This window comes from Streptomyces sp. NPDC017520 (assembly GCF_044329855.1).
GTDB lineage: Bacteria > Actinomycetota > Actinomycetes > Streptomycetales > Streptomycetaceae > Streptomyces.
In genome coordinates this window covers 100445-116440 of the sequence record NZ_JBIRKB010000004.1, presented here as the reverse complement: position 1 = coordinate 116440, position 15996 = coordinate 100445, and the positions used below count along the sequence as shown (strand labels likewise).

Sequence of the window (15996 nt, the reverse complement as noted above, 5' to 3'; positions counted from 1 at the left end):
AAAGAGGTTGTACGAGACGTCTCGTCTCGCTTACGGTGTGCGGCATGACGGAATCCCCGCGTGCCCACATCGCCATGTTCTCCATCGCCGCCCACGGACATGTGAACCCGAGCCTCGACGTCATCCGCGAACTCGTCGACCGTGGACACCGCGTCAGCTACGCCATCCCGGCCTCCTTCGCCGAGAAGGTCGCCGCCACCGGCGCCCGGCCGGTGATCTACACCTCGACCCTGCCGACCGACGACGACCCCGACGCCTGGGGCACCGAACTGATCGACAACATCGAACCCTTCCTCGACGACGCGCTCCAGGCGTTCCCGCAGCTCGCCGAGGCCTTCGCGGGCGACGAGCCCGACCTCGTCCTGCACGACATCACCTCCTACCCCGCCCGGGTCCTCGCCCACCGCTGGGGCGTCCCCGCCGTCTCCCTCTGGCCCAACCTGGTCCCCTGGGACGGATACGAGCAGGAGGTCGGCGAGCCGATGACCGCCGAGCTGAAGCAGACCGACCGCGGCAAGGCGTACTACGCGCGCTTCGACGACTGGCTCGCCGAGAACGGCCTCGGCCATGTCCCCAGCGACGACTTCGTGGCCCGCCCGCGCTTCGGCATCGTCCTGATCCCCGAGGCGCTCCAGCCGAACGCGGACCGGGTCAACCGCGAGATGTACACCTTCGTCGGGGCCTGTCAGGGCGACCGCGCGGACCAGGGGGAGTGGGCCCGGCCGGCCGGGGCCGAGAAGGTGCTGCTGGTGTCGCTGGGCTCCTCCTTCACCAAGCAGCCCGCGTTCTACCGGGAGTGCGTCGAGGCCTTCGGTGGCCTGCCCGGCTGGCACGTGGTGCTCCAGATCGGCAGCCACGTCGACCCCGCCGAACTCGGAGACGTACCGGGCAATGTGGAGGTCCGCACCTGGGTGCCGCAACTGGCCGTCCTCAAGCAGGCCGACGCCTTCATCACCCACGCCGGCGCGGGCGGGAGCCAGGAGGGGCTCGCCACCGGCACCCCGATGGTCGCCGTCCCCCAGGCCGTCGACCAGTTCGGCAACGCGGACATGCTCCAGTCGCTGGGGGTGGCCCGGCACCTCCCGATGGACGAGGCCGACGCCGCGAGCCTGCGCGAGGCCGTGCTCGCCCTGGTGGACGACCCCGAAGTGGCCGCCCGGTGTGGGCGGCTGAGCGAGCAGATGGCGCGGGAGGGCGGCACCCAGCGGGCCGCCGACCTCATCGAGGCCGAACTGTCGCGCTGAGCGGAACCGCCTGAGCGCTATCCGGACGTTCTCCGTCCCGCCCCGACTGCCGCGACCAGCGGTTCTCCGGGGCGGGACGTCCGTGTTCCGGCTCTGTGAAGCCCCTGTCGCGCAGGATCCGGTCGGCGCATCTGCACGCACGCCCTCGCGATTTCACACCAGGGGCCGGGTGTTCACCCCTCTCGCGCACACCTTCACGGACCTTCACGGGCCTTCACGTCCGGTCACTCCCGCCCCACAGGCCCCGGCGACCCCCCGGCGGCGGCCGGACGGCCGGTGTCCGACGCTTCAAGTACGGCTCTGAACAGGCGTTATGCGAGGCGGTGCGCGCTCGCGGGGTAGACCCGGGCCGGTCGATCCGGGCGGCCGGGACAGCGGTCGGCGCTCCGCGGCCGTGGTGACCAGCCATGGCCGAATTCCTCTTACGGAACCTTGTTGAGCAGGTCGCACCCTCCTGGGGGCCTTGATCTGTGCTCGTCAATCGGTCAGGGTTTCGAGCCAGCCCCCGGAGATCTTCCGGCCGAGGGCCAATCCCCCCACAGAGTTTGACGAGGAGACCCCTCTTCATGGCCAAGCACCAGCGCACCCGTCGCATGAAGCTGACCGCCGCGATCACCGCCGTGGCGGCCGCCGCCGGAGTCACCCTTCTCGGCACCTCGTACGCCGGAGCCGCACCGGCTCCCATGGGCACGGTCTACGGCGCGGACGCCGCGACCGCGGTGTCCGGCAGCTACATCGTGATGCTCGACGAGAAGAAGGCCGACAAGTCCGAGCTCGCGAAGGAGTACGGCGGCAAGCTCAAGCGCGCCTACTCCTCCACCATCAACGGCTTCTCCGCCAGCGGCCTTTCGGAGACCGAGGCCAAGCGTCTCGCCGCCGACCCGGCCGTCGCGAAGGTGGTGCAGAACAAGAAGTTCAGCATCGACGCCACCCAGGACAACCCGCCGTCGTGGGGTCTGGACCGGATCGACCAGACCGGGACCGCGGGCGACAACGCCTACACCTACCCGGACGCCGGCGGCGAGGGCGTCACCGCGTACGTCATCGACACCGGCGTCCGCGTCACCCACGAGGACTTCGAGGGCCGGGCCACCTCCGGCTTCGACGCCGTCGACAACGACGACGACGCCGACGACGGCAACGGGCACGGCACCCACGTGGCGGGCACCATAGCCGGGGCAGCACACGGCGTCGCCAAGAAGGCGGACATCGTGGCCGTCCGCGTCCTGGACGACAACGGCTCGGGCACCACCGAGCAGGTCATCGCCGGGATCGACTGGGTCGCCGCCAACGCCAAGGGCCCGTCCGTCGCCAACATGAGCCTCGGCGGCGGCGCCGACCCCGCCCTCGACGAGGCCGTCCAGAAGGCCATCGCCGCGGGCATCACCTTCGGCGTGGCCGCCGGCAACGAGTCCAGCGACGCAGGGCAGGGCTCGCCCTCCCGCGTCCCCGAGGCGATCACCGTCGCCTCGTCCACGGAGGCCGACGAGCAGTCGTCGTTCTCCAACTACGGGCCGGTCGTCGACATCTACGCCCCCGGCTCGGACATCACGTCCACCTGGAACGACAGCGACACCGGCACCAACACCATCTCCGGTACGTCCATGGCCACCCCGCACGTCGTCGGCGCGGCCGCCGTCTACCTGGCGGGGAACCAGGACGCGACCCCGGAGGCCGTCGCCACGGCGCTCACCGGGGGAGCCACCCCGGACGCCATCAGCAACGCCACCGAGGGCACGGCCAACAAGCTCCTCAAGGTCGTCGAGTAGTACCCCGGTTCCGACCGGACGCCGGGCGGCGGTGGTCACACCCCCGCCGCCCGGCCCCGCGCACAGTGGCCGCCGCGCTCTCCCCCACGGGGCGCGGCGGCCACGTCGTTGCCGGCCCGCCCGGCGATCGGCCGGGCCCCGCTCCCCGATCCGGCCAATCCGGCCGGATCCGCGTGTGAGGGCCTAGGGTGGGTGGCCATGACGACGACGTACGCGGCGCTGCTGCGGGGGATCAACGTGAGCGGCAGCAAGAGGGTCCCCATGCCCGAACTGCGCACCGTGCTCACCGAACTGGGCCACACCGGCATCGCCACCCATCTGCAGAGCGGCAACGCGGTCTTCCGGAGCGAGACCGACGACGAGGACGTGCTGGCCGCCGCCCTGGAGCAGGCCCTGCACCGGCGGTTCGGATTCGCCGTCGACTGCCTCGTCCGCGACGCCGGCTATCTCGCCGCCGTCGCCGAGGCCTGCCCCTTCCCCGCGGCCGAGCTGGAGGGCAAGCAACTCCACGTCACCTTCTTCGACCGGCCCGTGGACGCGGACCGCTTCGCGGGCCTGGAGGCCGGGGGCTTCCTGCCGGAGGAGTTCCGGCTGGGCGACCGCTGCCTGTACCTGTACGCCCCCGACGGGCTCGGCCGCTCCAAGCTGGCGGTCGCGCTGGGACGCCCCCGCCACGTCAAGGGCCTCACCGCCACCAGCCGCAACTGGAACACCGTGGCGAAACTCGTGGAGCTGACCCGTGGCTGAGCCGTCGCCCGCCGTGGCCGCGGCGATCGAGGGCGAGCTGCGCCTGCTGGACCCGGTGGTACGGGCCTCCCCCGAGCTCCTCGCCTCGCTGCTGCACCCCGAGTTCCGGGAGATCGGCACCACCGGCCGGCTCTGGACCCGGGAGACGATCATCGCCTCGCTCACCGCCGCCGACGCCCCGCGCCCCGGTCCGCTCACCGCCTCCCGCATGCGAGGGGCGCAGCTCTGCGCCGACCTGGTGCACCTCACCTTCGACACCGAGTCCAAGGGCGTCCACTCGCACCGCAGTTCCCTGTGGCGGCGGACCCCGCAGGGCTGGCGGCTCTACTTCCACCAGGCGACCCCGTTCGACGACGGCCCGCCCGGCAACCCCCTCGACGGCCCTTTCGCCGAGGTCTGATCGCTGATCGGCCGAGAGCCGCCCCCCCCGCCCCGAGACCTCAGGCCGACAGCGAGGCCCGCTCCGTCACCCGCGCCTCGTCGTACCGGTCCAGCAGCAGCCGCGCCAACTCGGGTGCGGGGCCCAGCACATCGGCCAGTACGTCAGCCCCGGCCGCCTCGGCGCCGGACGCGATGCGGTCGGGGAGCCGGCCGGGCGCGATGACGTACGGGGCCACCGCCACCCGGCGCACACCCTCGGCACGCAGCGCCCGTACGGCTCCCTCGGTGCTGGAGATGCCACCGGGACGAACAGCGGAGGCGAACGCAGGCCGCACGGCGCACCAACCGGTGTGCCGCAGCTCCCGCGCGATTTCAGCGATCACTGCGATCGCCTCCGGGTCTGTGGATCCCGCCGAGGCCAGGACGAGCCCGGTCCGGGGGATGTCGCCGGGACGGATCCCGGCCTCCCGCAGCCGCCGCCCCAGCGTGGCGTCGAGCAGCGGGGACGGGCCGAGCACGCCGGCCTGCCGGATGCGCAGCCGCGGCAGCCGGGCGCGGGCCTCGCGCAGGACCGCGGGGATGTCGGTCTTCGCGTGGAACGCCCGGGTGAGCAGCAGCGGAAGGGCGACGACCTCGTCCGTCCCCGCCGCCGCCAGGCGCTCCAGCACCCGGGGCACGGATGGGGCGTTGAACTCCAGGTACGCGGTCTCCACGCGCAGCCCCGGGCGCTCGGCCCGGAGCCGCTCGGTGAGCGCGTGCACGGTCGCGGCGTGCCGCGGGTCGCGGCTGCCGTGGGCGATGACGAGGAGCGTGGGGTGCGTCATGGGAGAGCTCAGTTCTTGACGAGGAGACCGCGGCTGCGCAGTACCCACCGCTCCAGCGGACTGAAGATGAGCAGGTCGATGGCGATGCCGACGAACAGGATGAGCAGGATCGAGAGGAAGATCCCGGGCATGTCGAAGTTGCTCCGGCCGTTCTCCAGCAACTGCCCCAACCCCAGCCCCAGTTCGGGGGAGGAGGCGATGATCTCGGCGGCCATCAGCGAGCGCCAGGAGAACGCCCAGCCCTGCTTGAGGCCCGCCAGATAGCCGGGCAGCGCCGCCGGGAGCACGATGTGCCAGGTCCCGCGCAGCCCGGTCGCGCCCAGCGTGCGGCCGGCCCGGAGGAACAGCGGCGGCACCTGGTCGACGCCGGAGACCAGCCCGTTGGCGATCGAGGGCACCGCGCCCAGCAGGATCACCGCGAACATCATCTGGTCGTTCAGCCCGAGCCAGATCACCGCCGGGGCCACCCACGCCACCGACGGCAGCGACTGGAGCCCGGACAGGATCGGGCCGATCGCGGCCCGGATCAGCTTCACCCGGGCGACCAGCAGCCCCAGCGGCGTACCGAGGGCGACCGCGAGCAGGAAGCCGAGCAGACCGCGCGAGACGCTGGTCCAGACGACGTCCAGCAGCGTGCCCTTGAGCCACATCTCCCGTGCGCTGTCCCATACGGCGGACGGCGGCGGCAGCTTGTAGACCTCCGTGACCTGGGCGCGGACCAGCAGTTCCCAGACCACCAGGACGAGCGCCACCGCCACGACCGGCGGCAGCACCTTGCGCAGCAGGACCTCGCGCACCGGGGTGCGGTTGATCTGCACCGCGTCCAGGGCGTCGAGCCCGGCCTCCAGGCCCGCCAGGTCGTCGGGCCTGGCGCCGCCCGGTCCGGCCGCCCCGTCCGGCCGCTTCCGGCTCGACGTGATGTCAGTGCTGGCCATGTCGGCGGATCTCCCCACGCAGTTCTTCGGTGATCTCGACGGACAGCTCCGCCACGGCGGTGTCCTCGATACGGCGCGGCTGCTCGATGTCGACCGTCCACTCCCGGGCGATCCGGCCCGGCCGGGACGAGAGCAGCACGACGCGCTGGGCGAGCCGCACGGCCTCGCGCACGTTGTGCGTGACGAAGAGGACCGAGGCGTTCGTCTCCCGCCAGATCCGGGTCAGCTCGTCGTGCAGCACATCGCGGGTGATGGCGTCGAGCGCGGCGAACGGCTCGTCCATCAGCAGCAGTTGACTGTCCTGGGCGAGGGCGCGGGCCATCGCGACGCGCTGCCGCATACCACCGGACAGCTCGTGCACCCGCTTGCCGTACGCCCCGCCGAGACGGACGAGTTCGAGCAGCCGTTCCGCCTCGGTGCGCCGCTCGGACTTGGGCACCCCGCGCAGCCGCAGGGCCAGTTCGATGTTCTTGCCCGCGGTCAGCCAGGGGAAGAGGGCGTGCTCCTGGAACATCAGGGCCGGCCGCCCGCCGGGGGTCTCGATGGACCCCTTGGACGGGCGGTCGAGTCCGGCCACCAGATTGAGCAGCGTCGACTTTCCGCACCCGGAGGCTCCCAGGAGGGTGACGAACTCGCCCGGAGCGACATCGAGCGTGATGTCGTCCAGGACGAGCTGCTGACCGGTGGGTCCGGCGAAGGACTTCGAGACGTGCGCGAGACGGGCGGCGTGCTCGACCGTCGTACGGTCCTCGGCCTTGGTGAGGGTGGTGGTCGCCATGGTCGTCACCTCCTGGGGATCCTTACGTCCTGGTACGGATGGGCGGGGTTACTTGACGCCGAGACCGGCGTCGGCGACCTCGGGCCGGCCCTCGGCCTTGAAGATCTTGTTCAGCGGGCCCAGGTCGTAGATGCCCCGGAGGTCGGGCTCCTTGAGCAGACCGGACTTGACCGAGTGCCCGGCCTGCGTCTTGAGCGTGGCGGCCAGCGGGTCGTCGGTGATCTCGATCGACTCCCACGCCGGGTCGAGGATCTCCTCGGGCAGCGGCTTGCCGCTCAGGTTCTCCAGCGCCTTGTTGGCGGACGCCTTGGCCTCGTCGGGGTTGGCGTTGATCCACTTGTTGGTGGCGACCGAACCCCTCAGCACCGCCTCGACCACGTCCGGGTGCTCGTCGAGGAACTTCTGCGACACGATGATGTTCGTGATCACGAACTTCCTGTCCGGCCACAGGTCCTTCTCGTCGAGGAGCACCTTCGCGCCCTCGGAGACCAGCTTGGACGCGGTCGGCTCGGGCACCCAGGCGCCGTCCAGGTCGCCGGACCTGTAGGCGTCGGGCGTCACCTTGTTGTCCGAGCGGACCACGGAGACGTCGCCCTTGCCGCTCTGGGCGTCGACCTGCCAGCCCTTCTCGGAGATCCAGTTGAGGAAGGCCACGTCCTGGGTGTTGCCGAGCTGCGGGGTGGCGATCTTCTTGCCCCTGAGGTCGTCCAGGGTCTTGATCCTGTCCGGGTTCACGACGAGCTTCACCCCGCCGGAGGCCGAACCGGAGATGATCCGCAGCCCCTTGCCCCGGGACTTGCTGAAGCCGTTGATGGAGGGGGAGGGGCCGATGAAGCCGATGTCGATGGACCCGGCGTTCAGCGCCTCGATCTCGGAGGGGCCCGCGTTGAAGGTCGTGGACTCGACTTGGGTGCCGCCCAGTTCCTTCTGGAAGGTGCCTTCCTGGATACCGACCAGGGCGGTGGCGTGCGTGAGGTTCGGGAAGTAGCCGATCTTCACGGTGTCGGAGGAGAGCTTCTTCCCCTGGGCGGAGACGTTCACCTTCCCGGCGTCGTCGTCCTCGGCCTGGGAGCCGTAGCCGCAGGCGGTGGCCGCCAGGGCGAGCAGCGGCAGCGCCGCGACGGCGGCGATGGAGCGGCGAACGGTGGAACGGGGGGCAGGCACGGGAGGCTTTCCTCTCGTTGGCCCGGCGCTCACGTCCCGCTGTCTGGGTCAGGGGGGCGTGGCCGGGAGGTCGGCAGGTCTTCGGCGGTACGGACGGTGCGGGTGGTGCGGAAGGGCGCGCGAGCGGTGCGCGTACGTCATCACGCACATCGCCCGACCCCGCCCTTACCGCTCCCGAGGGCGCCGCTGCCGACCCGGCCGCCCTCCTTCGCGAAGGTGGAGAAGAAGTCGGTGGCCATCAGAAGTCCCACTCGGCGCCGTCGTCGGCGGCCGGGGCGGCGGCTTCGGCGACCGCGGCGAACGCCGCGCCCGCCATGCCGGCGCTCAGCGTCGTCCCGTCCGCCGGGTCGATCAGCAGGAACGAGCCGGTTCGCCGGGAGTCCTCGTACGTGTCGAGGGCGAGCGGCTCGGCGGTGCGCACGACGACCCGCCCGATGTCGTTGGCGACCAGCCGGCCGGGCGCCGGGTGCTGGGAGAGGTCGTCCAGGGTGAGCCGGGAGGGGATGTCCTTGACGATCGCCTTGACCGTGCGGGTGGTGTGCTTGAGCAGCACCCGCTGGCCCACCGAGAGCGGCTGGTCGGCGACGTGGCAGACGGTCGCCTCGACGTCCTGGGTGACCGGCGGGGCGTCGTCGGCGGGGGCGATCAGGTCGCCGCGCGAGATGTCGATGTCGTCGGCCAGCCGGAGCGTCACCGACTGCGGGGCCCAGGCGATGTCGACGCTCTCCCCGAGCGCGTCGATGCCCGTGATCGTGGTGGTGCGCCCCGAGGGGAGCACGGCGACGGTCTCGCCGACCCGGAACACCCCGGCCGCGATCTGGCCGGCGTACCCCCGGTAGTCGGGGTGCTCGGCGCTCTGCGGGCGGATCACGTACTGCACCGGGAGGCGCGCGTGGCAGGCGGTGAGGTCGTGGCTGACCGGCACCGTCTCCAGGTGCTCCAGGACGGTCGGCCCGCCGTACCAGTCCATGTGCGCGGACGGCTCCACCACGTTGTCCCCGGCCAGGGCCGAGATCGGGATCGCGGTGATCTCCGGGACGCCGAGCGACGCGGCGTACGCGGTGAACTCCTCGGCTATGGCGGCGAACACGGGCTCCGCGTAGTCGACCAGGTCCATTTTGTTGACCGCCAGCACCACGTGCGGGACGCGCAGCAGCGCGGCGACGGCGGCGTGCCGGCGGGTCTGCTCGACGACGCCGTTGCGGGCGTCGACCAGGACCACGGCCAGCTCCGCCGTGGAGGCGCCGGTCACCATGTTGCGGGTGTACTGCACATGGCCCGGGGTGTCGGCGAGGATGAACCGGCGGCGGGCGGTGGCGAAGTAGCGGTAGGCGACGTCGATGGTGATGCCCTGCTCGCGCTCGGCCCGCAGCCCGTCGGTCAGCAGCGCCAGGTCCGGCGCTTCCTGACCCCGCTTCAGGGAGGCCTGCTCGACGGCCTCCAACTGGTCGGTGAGGACCGACTTGGAGTCGTGCAGCAGGCGTCCCACGAGGGTGGACTTGCCGTCGTCGACCGACCCGGCCGTGGCGAAGCGCAGCAGGGTGGTGGCCGACAGCTGCTCGGCGGACTGGAGTTGGGTGGTCATGGTTAGAAGTACCCCTCGCGCTTGCGGTCTTCCATCGCGGCCTCGGACATCTTGTCGTCGGCGCGGGTCGCGCCCCGCTCGGTGAGCCGGGAGGCGGCGATCTCGGTGATCACGGCGTCCAGCGTGGTGGCGTCGGAGTCGACGGCGCCGGTGCAGGACATGTCGCCGACCGTGCGGTAGCGCACCAGACGGGTCTCGGTGGACTCGTGCTCCTTGGGACCGCCCCAGTGCCCGGCGGTCAGCCACATGCCGTTGCGGTTGAAGACCTCGCGCTCATGGGCGAAGTAGATCTCCGGGAGCTCGATCCCCTCGCGCTCGATGTACTGCCAGACGTCCAGCTCGGTCCAGTTGGAGATCGGGAAGACCCGCACGTGTTCGCCCGGGGCGTGCCGGCCGTTGTAGAGCTGCCACAGCTCGGGCCGCTGCCGGCGCGGGTCCCACTGGGAGAACTCGTCGCGCAGCGAGAAGACCCGCTCCTTGGCGCGCGCCTTCTCCTCGTCGCGCCGCCCGCCGCCGAACACCGCGTCGAAGCGGTGCTGCTGAATCGCCTCGGTGAGCGGGACCGTCTGGAGCGGGTTGCGGGTGCCGTCGGGGCGCTCGCGGAGCTTCCCGGCGTCGATGTACTCCTGCACGGAGGCGACGTGCAGCCGCAGCCCGTGCTTCTTCACCGTACGGTCGCGGTACTCCAGGACCTCGGGGAAGTTGTGCCCGGTGTCCACGTGCAGCAGGGTGAACGGCACCGGCGCGGGCGCGAACGCCTTGAGCGCCAGGTGCAGCATCACGATGGAGTCCTTGCCGCCGGAGAAGAGGATCACCGGCCGCTCGAACTCTCCCGCCACCTCACGGAAGATGTGGACCGCCTCCGACTCCAGGGAGTCCAGGTGGCTGAGCGCGTACGGGTTGACGGTGCCTTCCGGCACGGTGGCGACGGTCCTCACGCCAGGCCCCTCTCGGTGAGCAGCGCGTGGAGCGCCGCTGCGGACTCCTGCACGGTCTGCTGGTGCGACTCGATCCGCAGGTCGGGCGATTCGGGCGCCTCGTAGGGGTCGTCGACCCCGGTGAGACCGCTGATCTCGCCGGCCGCCTGTTTGGCGTACAGCCCCTTCACATCGCGTACGGAGCACACCTCGACGGGGGTCGCGACGTGCACCTCCAGATAGGTGGTGGACTCGGCGGCGTGCCGCTTGCGGACGGCCTCGCGGCTGTCGGCGAACGGGGCGATGACGGGGACCAGCACCTTCACGCCGTTGGCGGCGAGCAGTTCGGCGACGAAGCCGATCCGGGCCACGTTCGTGTGCCGGTCCTCGCGGGAGAAGCCGAGGCCCGCGGAGAGGAACTCGCGGATCTCGTCGCCGTCGAGCACCTCCACCCGGTGTCCCTCGGTCCGTAGCCGGCCCGCCAGCTCGTACGCGATGGTGGTCTTGCCCGCGCTCGGCAGACCGGTCAGCCAGATCGTGGCTCCCGTCTCCGTCACGCTCATCGAACTCTCCTGATCAGTCGTCATCAGCCGTGCAGCCCGCATTCGGTCTTGCCCCGTCCGGCCCAGCGGCCGGCCCGTGCGTCCTCGCCCTCCAGCACCCGGCGGGTGCAGGGCGCGCAGCCGACGGAGGCGTATCCGTCCATCAGCAGCGGGTTGGTGAGCACCCCGTGCTCGGCGACATAGGCGTCCACGTCGTCCTGGGTCCAGCGGGCGATGGGGGAGACCTTCACCTTGCGGCGCTTGGCGTCCCAGCCGACGACCGGGGTGTTCGCCCGGGTCGGTGACTCGTCGCGGCGCAGGCCCGTCGCCCATGCGGCGTACGCGGTCAGGCCGTCCTCCAACGGCTTGACCTTGCGCAGCGCGCAGCACAGGTCGGGGTCACGGTCGTGCAGCCTCTCGCCGTGCTCGGCGTCCTGCTCGGCCACGGTCCGCGTGGGGGTGAGCGTGATGACGTTGACGTCCATCACCGCGTCCACCGCGTCCCGGGTCCCGATGGTCTCCGGGAAGTGGTAGCCGGTGTCCAGGAAGACCACGTCCACGCCCGGCATCACCCGCGACGCCAGATGCGCGACCACGGCGTCCTCCATCGAGGAGGTGACGCAGAAGCGCGGCCCGAAGGTGTCGGTCGCCCACTTCAGGATTTCGGTGGCTGAGGCGTCCTCCAGCTCCCGCCCGGCCCGCTCGGCCAGCTCCTGAAGCTCGCTGTCCGTCAGCTCGCTGCTCAGCAGAGTGTCCGTCATATCCGGTCCCCTTCACCGTCGTTGCGCTGAACGCCCCGGGTCAGCAGACCCAGGAACTTCAGCTGGAACGCACGGTTGCAGGAAGCACATTCCCAGGCGCCGTGACCGGTCTCGTTGGGGCGCAGGTCCTCGTCGCCGCAGTACGGGCAGTAGAACGGGGCGGCTCGTTCGCTCATGACAGCGACTCCGCACTGGCGCGCGCCGCCCAGGTCGCGAAGCGCTCGCCGTCCTCGCGCTCCTCCTGGAAACGGCTGAGCACCCGCTCGACGTAGTCGGGCAGTTCGGCCGAAGTGACCTTCAGGCCACGGACCTTGCGGCCGAACCCGGCCTCCAGGCCGAGCGCCCCGCCGAGGTGCACCTGGTAACCCTCGACCTGGTTGCCGCTCTCGTCCAGCATCAACTGGCCCTTGAGACCGATGTCCGCGACCTGGATGCGGGCGCACGCGTTCGGGCAGCCGTTGATGTTGATGGTGATCGGGTGGTCGAACTCCGGGATGCGGCGCTCCAGTTCGTCGATGAGGGCGGCGCCGCGCGCCTTCGTCTCGACGATCGCCAGCTTGCAGAACTCGATGCCGGTGCAGGCCATCGTGCCGCGCCGGAACGGGGACGGGGTGACCTTGAGGTCGAGCGCCTCCAGCCCCGAGACCAGGGACTCCACCTGCTCCTCGGCCACGTCGAGCACGATCATCTTCTGCTCGGCGGTGGTCCGCACCCGGCCTGAGCCGTGCGCGTCGGCCAGCTCGGCGATCTTGGTGAGCGTGGATCCGTCGATCCGGCCGACCCGCGCGGCGAAGCCGACGTAGAAACGGCCGTCCTTCTGCCGGTGCACCCCGAGGTGGTCGCGCCAGGTCTGGGCGGGCTCCTCGGGCGCGGGGCCGTCGGTCAGCTCACGCTTCAGGTACTCGTCCTGGAGGACCTGGCGGAACTTCTCCGGGCCCCAGTCCGCGACCAGGAACTTCAGGCGGGCGCGGGTGCGCAGCCGCCGGTAGCCGTAGTCGCGGAAGATCGAGATGACCCCGCCGTACACGTCGGGCACCTCCTCCAGCGGCACCCAGGCGCCGAGCCGCACCCCGAGCTTCGGGTTGGTGGAGAGGCCGCCGCCGACCCAGAGGTCGAAGCCGGGACCGTGCTCCGGGTGGTCCACGCCGACGAAGGCGATGTCGTTGATCTCGTGCGCCACGTCCAGGTGCGGGGAGCCGGAGATGGCCGTCTTGAACTTACGGGGCAGGTTGGAGAAGTCGGGGTTGCCGATGAACCGCCGCTGGATCTCGTCGATGGCGGGCGTGCCGTCGATGATCTCGTTCTCCGCGACGCCCGCGACGGGCGAGCCGAGGATCGTGCGGGGCGTGTCACCGCAGGCCTCGGTGGTGGACAGGCCCACCTCTTCGAGCCGCCGCCAGATCTCCGGCACGTCCTCGATGCGGATCCAGTGGTACTGCACGTTCTGCCGGTCGGTGAGGTCGGCGGTGCCCCGCGCGAACTCCTGGGAGATCTCCCCGATCACCCGCAGCTGCCGCGTGGTCAGCCGGCCGCCGTCGATGCGGACGCGCAGCATGAAGAACTCGTCGTCCAGCTCCTCCGGCTCCAGCACGGCCGTCTTGCCGCCGTCGATGCCCGGCTTGCGCTGGGTGTACAGGCCCCACCAGCGCATGCGTCCGCGCAGGTCGTTCGGGTCGATGGAGTCGAAGCCGCGCTTGGAGTAGATCGTCTCAATACGTGTCCGTACGTTGAGACCGTCGTCGTCCTTCTTGAACTGCTCGTTCCCGTTCAGGGGGGTGTGGTGGCCCACGGCCCACTGGCCCTCGCCGCGGTGGCGTCCGGCCTTGCGGCGGGGCGTGGTGGTCGCAGGCTGTTCCGGGGTAGCGGCCATGACAATACGTCCTTCGGGACTGCGGGAGGGCGGCTCTGAGCGGCACACTCGCGCTGAGGCGCGGCGGTGCGCAGGGCGGTTCAGAGAGAAAGAGGGGGCGGCGGTGCTGGGACTCTCAGCTCGCCGGACAGATGGCGCTGGACATGCGGCAGAGGTCGACGTGGCGTCGACTCACCAAGGCAATTCCAGTTCCAGGCATGGCGGAAGCGTGTCACGCGCATCTCGGGGCAGTCCACCACTATCCGCTATGTGGACGGCTGGGTCTCGAAAGATGGGACGATGTGGCGCTGGTCACGGATTGCGGCACGGACAATGGCGGCAAAACGCCCATCTGGCAGCCCTGAGGGCGGTGGAGCCACCGCTCCACCGCCCTCAGAGGTCACGGGTGATCAGGAGGAGTACGCCCCGGGCCAAGGACCCGGCGTCGCCACGTCCGGCTCCACCTCGGTCTTCGTGTCGAAGAGCCGGAAGCCGCGCCGGAGATAGTTGTCCATCGCGTGCGGGCCGTCCTTCGAGCAGGTGTGCAGCCACACCCGCTTCGTCGCCGGCCGCTCCGGCCAGCGCTCCGCCAGGTCCCAGGCGCGCGCCACCCCGTAACCGAGGAGGTGGCCGCCGATCCGCCGCCCCCGGAACGCCGGGATCAGCCCGAAGTACATGATCTCGACCACGCCGTCGTCCTGCGGGTCCAGCTCGACGTACCCGGCCGGCGTCCCGTTCTCGTACGCCACCCAGGTCTCCGCCCCCGGCCGCTCCAGAGCCTCCTGCCACTGGGCGTACGTCATGCCCAGCCGGTCGGTCCAGTGGATGTCGCCGCCCACGGCGGAGTAGAGGAACCGGCTGAACTCCGGCAGCACCACCTCGGACCGGACGATCCGCAGATCGCCCTCCGGTACGGCGGCGGGCCGGAGATCGTCGGGCGAGGTCTGCTCCAGCGACCAGACGGTCACCTCGGTGGTCGGGGCTGCGGGCTGCGGGGTATCGCTCATGACGGCCAGAGAACCATGCCGCCGCCCACCCCCGCACGGCGGCCCCCGCCCGGGAGGCCACGCCCCCGACGGCCGCCCCGCTCAGGCGGGCGGAGCCGCCCCGCGGGCCTCCGCCACCACGGGCGCCCTGGAGTGCGGCAGCAGATCCGCGCGGTCCTCCGGGTGGATCACCTCCACCTCCACCCCGTCCCCGAAGCGGTACGGGCGGTGGGCCAGCACCTCCGCCAGCTGACGCCGCAGCCGGGAGATCTCGGCCCGGACCGTCACCGTCCGGGTCCCGTCCCCGAAGATGTCCCGCGCCAGCTCCGAGGCCGACCGACCCTGCCGGTGCACCGCCAGCGCGTACAACAGCTCCGCGTGACGCGGCGAGAGCCGCTCGGTGCGGCTCCCGAGCGGTCCGGTCACCCGCACGACGAGCGACCGGGGCCGGCTCAGGTCCAGCACCACCCGTCGCGGCGCCCCCTCCGTGCCGCCGTCGTCCACCTGTACCAGCCAGCCGCCCGGCAGCGGCTCCACCCGGCACATGCCGAGCGAGGGCAGCCACACCGGGCCCGGCCCCAGCGACTTCGGCAGCGGCAGCCGGTCCACCGGAGCCATCCCGGTCACCGCCGCCAGCCGCCCGTGCACGTCCACCGCCAGCGCCCGCCCGCCGATCCGGCACAGGATCGGCGCGGCCACCGCGCGCAGCCGTTCGATCTCCGCCAGGTGACGGGTGCGGATCTCGCCCTCGGCGAGCCGGGCCACCGAGTCGACCAGGGCCAGCGTCGCCGGGTGGAACGTGGACGCCGGACCGCTGATGTCCACGATCCCGATCAGCCGGCCGTCGCGCGGATCCCGGACCGGGGCCGCCGCACAGGTCCAGCCGTGCAGAGCCCGGATGAAGTGCTCGGCCGAGTGGACCTGGACGGGGACCCGGGCGGCCAGCGCCGTCCCGATCGCGTTCGTCCCGGTCGCCGCCTCGGCCCAGTCCGCCCCTTCCTCCAGGCAGATGGCGTGGGCCCGGCGCAGCACCCCCGTATGGCCCTGCCGCCACAGCACCCGGCCCTCGGTGTCGGTCACCACCAGGATCTGCTGCGCGGCATCCGCTATCGAGGCCAGCCCCGCCCGCAGCAACGGCATCAGCTCGCCGAGCGCCGTGCTGTGGCGCCGGTGCTCGATCTCGTCCGCCTGCAACAGCTCGCTCTCCGGCGACTGGTCGGGGTCGATGCCGCTGCGCACCACCCGGTCCCAGGAGGCGTCGATCTCCACCCGGGGCGCGACCTCGGACCGGGCCCCCGCCAGCCGCGCCTCCCGCGCCCGGTGGAGCGACCGGGTCGCCTGGCGGCCCGCCCCCTGGCCCGTCACCCGCCCCGCCCCCGCAGAACCTGTCTCCGTCATGGTCCGTTCCCCCCGAACGCTGCCCAGCCCGGCCCATCCTGCCGGTCACCTGGCCGGACCGCCGATCAGTCCACACAATGGTTGCAACCCTTTGCAACTCTGGCCAGTTCCTGCGG

General features: G+C 71.6%; 16 protein-coding genes and 1 pseudogene. 4 read left to right on the top strand and 13 right to left on the bottom strand.

Features of this window, described 5'->3' with window-relative positions:
• The first annotated feature begins 7 nt into the window (after positions 1-7).
• The 4 genes and pseudogenes from mgt (at position 8) to ACH4KB_RS11270 (ending at position 4160) form a co-directional block, all read left to right on the top strand.
• Positions 8-1244: pseudogene (gene mgt / locus ACH4KB_RS11285) on the top strand (macrolide-inactivating glycosyltransferase).
• A 566-nt stretch (positions 1245-1810) separates the two neighbouring features.
• Positions 1811-3013 (top strand): S8 family serine peptidase, encoded by a 1203-nt coding sequence (locus ACH4KB_RS11280; protein WP_398065726.1) that lies wholly within the window; start codon positions 1811-1813, stop codon positions 3011-3013.
• A gap of 198 nt (positions 3014-3211) precedes the next feature.
• Positions 3212-3760: a DUF1697 domain-containing protein gene (locus ACH4KB_RS11275; RefSeq protein WP_398065725.1), complete on the top strand. Its 549-nt coding sequence runs from the start codon at positions 3212-3214 to the stop codon at positions 3758-3760.
• Positions 3753-4160, top strand: a complete 408-nt coding sequence (locus ACH4KB_RS11270) for a DUF4440 domain-containing protein (protein ID WP_398065724.1) — start codon at positions 3753-3755, stop codon at positions 4158-4160. The genes ACH4KB_RS11275 and ACH4KB_RS11270 overlap by 8 nt, the downstream gene beginning before the upstream one ends.
• 40 nt (positions 4161-4200) lie before the next feature.
• Here ACH4KB_RS11270 and ACH4KB_RS11265 read toward each other — a convergent pair whose 3' ends face one another.
• From ACH4KB_RS11265 to ACH4KB_RS11205, 13 genes are all read right to left on the bottom strand, one after another.
• The gene (locus tag ACH4KB_RS11265) at positions 4201-4965 is read right to left on the bottom strand and encodes a sirohydrochlorin chelatase (RefSeq protein WP_398065723.1); all 765 of its coding nucleotides are present in this window, start codon (positions 4963-4965) and stop codon (positions 4201-4203) included.
• Between the two features lie 8 nt (positions 4966-4973).
• Positions 4974-5900: an ABC transporter permease gene (locus ACH4KB_RS11260; RefSeq protein ID WP_398065722.1), complete on the bottom strand. Its 927-nt coding sequence runs from the start codon at positions 5898-5900 to the stop codon at positions 4974-4976.
• Positions 5887-6678, bottom strand: coding sequence for an ABC transporter ATP-binding protein (locus ACH4KB_RS11255; RefSeq protein ID WP_018956819.1), 792 nt, complete (start codon positions 6676-6678; stop codon positions 5887-5889). The genes ACH4KB_RS11260 and ACH4KB_RS11255 overlap by 14 nt, the downstream gene beginning before the upstream one ends.
• Before the next feature lie 48 nt (positions 6679-6726).
• Positions 6727-7842, bottom strand: coding sequence for an aliphatic sulfonate ABC transporter substrate-binding protein (locus ACH4KB_RS11250; protein WP_398065721.1), 1116 nt, complete (start codon positions 7840-7842; stop codon positions 6727-6729).
• Between the two features lie 238 nt (positions 7843-8080).
• Positions 8081-9427, bottom strand: a complete 1347-nt coding sequence (locus ACH4KB_RS11245) for a sulfate adenylyltransferase subunit 1 (RefSeq protein ID WP_398065720.1) — start codon at positions 9425-9427, stop codon at positions 8081-8083.
• Between the two features lie 2 nt (positions 9428-9429).
• Positions 9430-10365 (bottom strand): sulfate adenylyltransferase subunit CysD, encoded by a 936-nt coding sequence (cysD, locus tag ACH4KB_RS11240; RefSeq protein ID WP_398065719.1) that lies wholly within the window; start codon positions 10363-10365, stop codon positions 9430-9432.
• A complete protein-coding gene (gene cysC, locus ACH4KB_RS11235; RefSeq protein ID WP_003965435.1) occupies positions 10362-10907 on the bottom strand; it encodes an adenylyl-sulfate kinase in 546 nt (181 codons plus the stop codon). The genes cysD and cysC overlap by 4 nt, the downstream gene beginning before the upstream one ends.
• Positions 10908-10930: 23 nt before the next feature.
• Positions 10931-11647: a phosphoadenylyl-sulfate reductase gene (locus ACH4KB_RS11230; protein ID WP_398065718.1), complete on the bottom strand. Its 717-nt coding sequence runs from the start codon at positions 11645-11647 to the stop codon at positions 10931-10933.
• Positions 11644-11823 carry a hypothetical protein gene (locus ACH4KB_RS11225; RefSeq protein ID WP_007449013.1) on the bottom strand — a complete coding sequence of 60 codons (180 nt, stop codon included), beginning with the start codon at positions 11821-11823 and terminating at the stop codon, positions 11644-11646. The genes ACH4KB_RS11230 and ACH4KB_RS11225 overlap by 4 nt, the downstream gene beginning before the upstream one ends.
• On the bottom strand, positions 11820-13517 hold the full coding sequence (locus ACH4KB_RS11220; protein ID WP_398065717.1) for a nitrite/sulfite reductase: 1698 nt from the start codon (positions 13515-13517) through the stop codon (positions 11820-11822). The genes ACH4KB_RS11225 and ACH4KB_RS11220 overlap by 4 nt, the downstream gene beginning before the upstream one ends.
• Positions 13518-13632: 115 nt before the next feature.
• Positions 13633-13716 (bottom strand): putative leader peptide, encoded by an 84-nt coding sequence (locus ACH4KB_RS11215; protein WP_310738857.1) that lies wholly within the window; start codon positions 13714-13716, stop codon positions 13633-13635.
• A 190-nt stretch (positions 13717-13906) separates the two neighbouring features.
• Positions 13907-14503, bottom strand: coding sequence for a GNAT family N-acetyltransferase (locus ACH4KB_RS11210; protein WP_398065716.1), 597 nt, complete (start codon positions 14501-14503; stop codon positions 13907-13909).
• Between the two features lie 81 nt (positions 14504-14584).
• Positions 14585-15880 carry a GAF domain-containing protein gene (locus ACH4KB_RS11205; RefSeq protein ID WP_398065715.1) on the bottom strand — a complete coding sequence of 432 codons (1296 nt, stop codon included), beginning with the start codon at positions 15878-15880 and terminating at the stop codon, positions 14585-14587.
• Between the last annotated feature and the right edge of the window lie 116 nt (positions 15881-15996).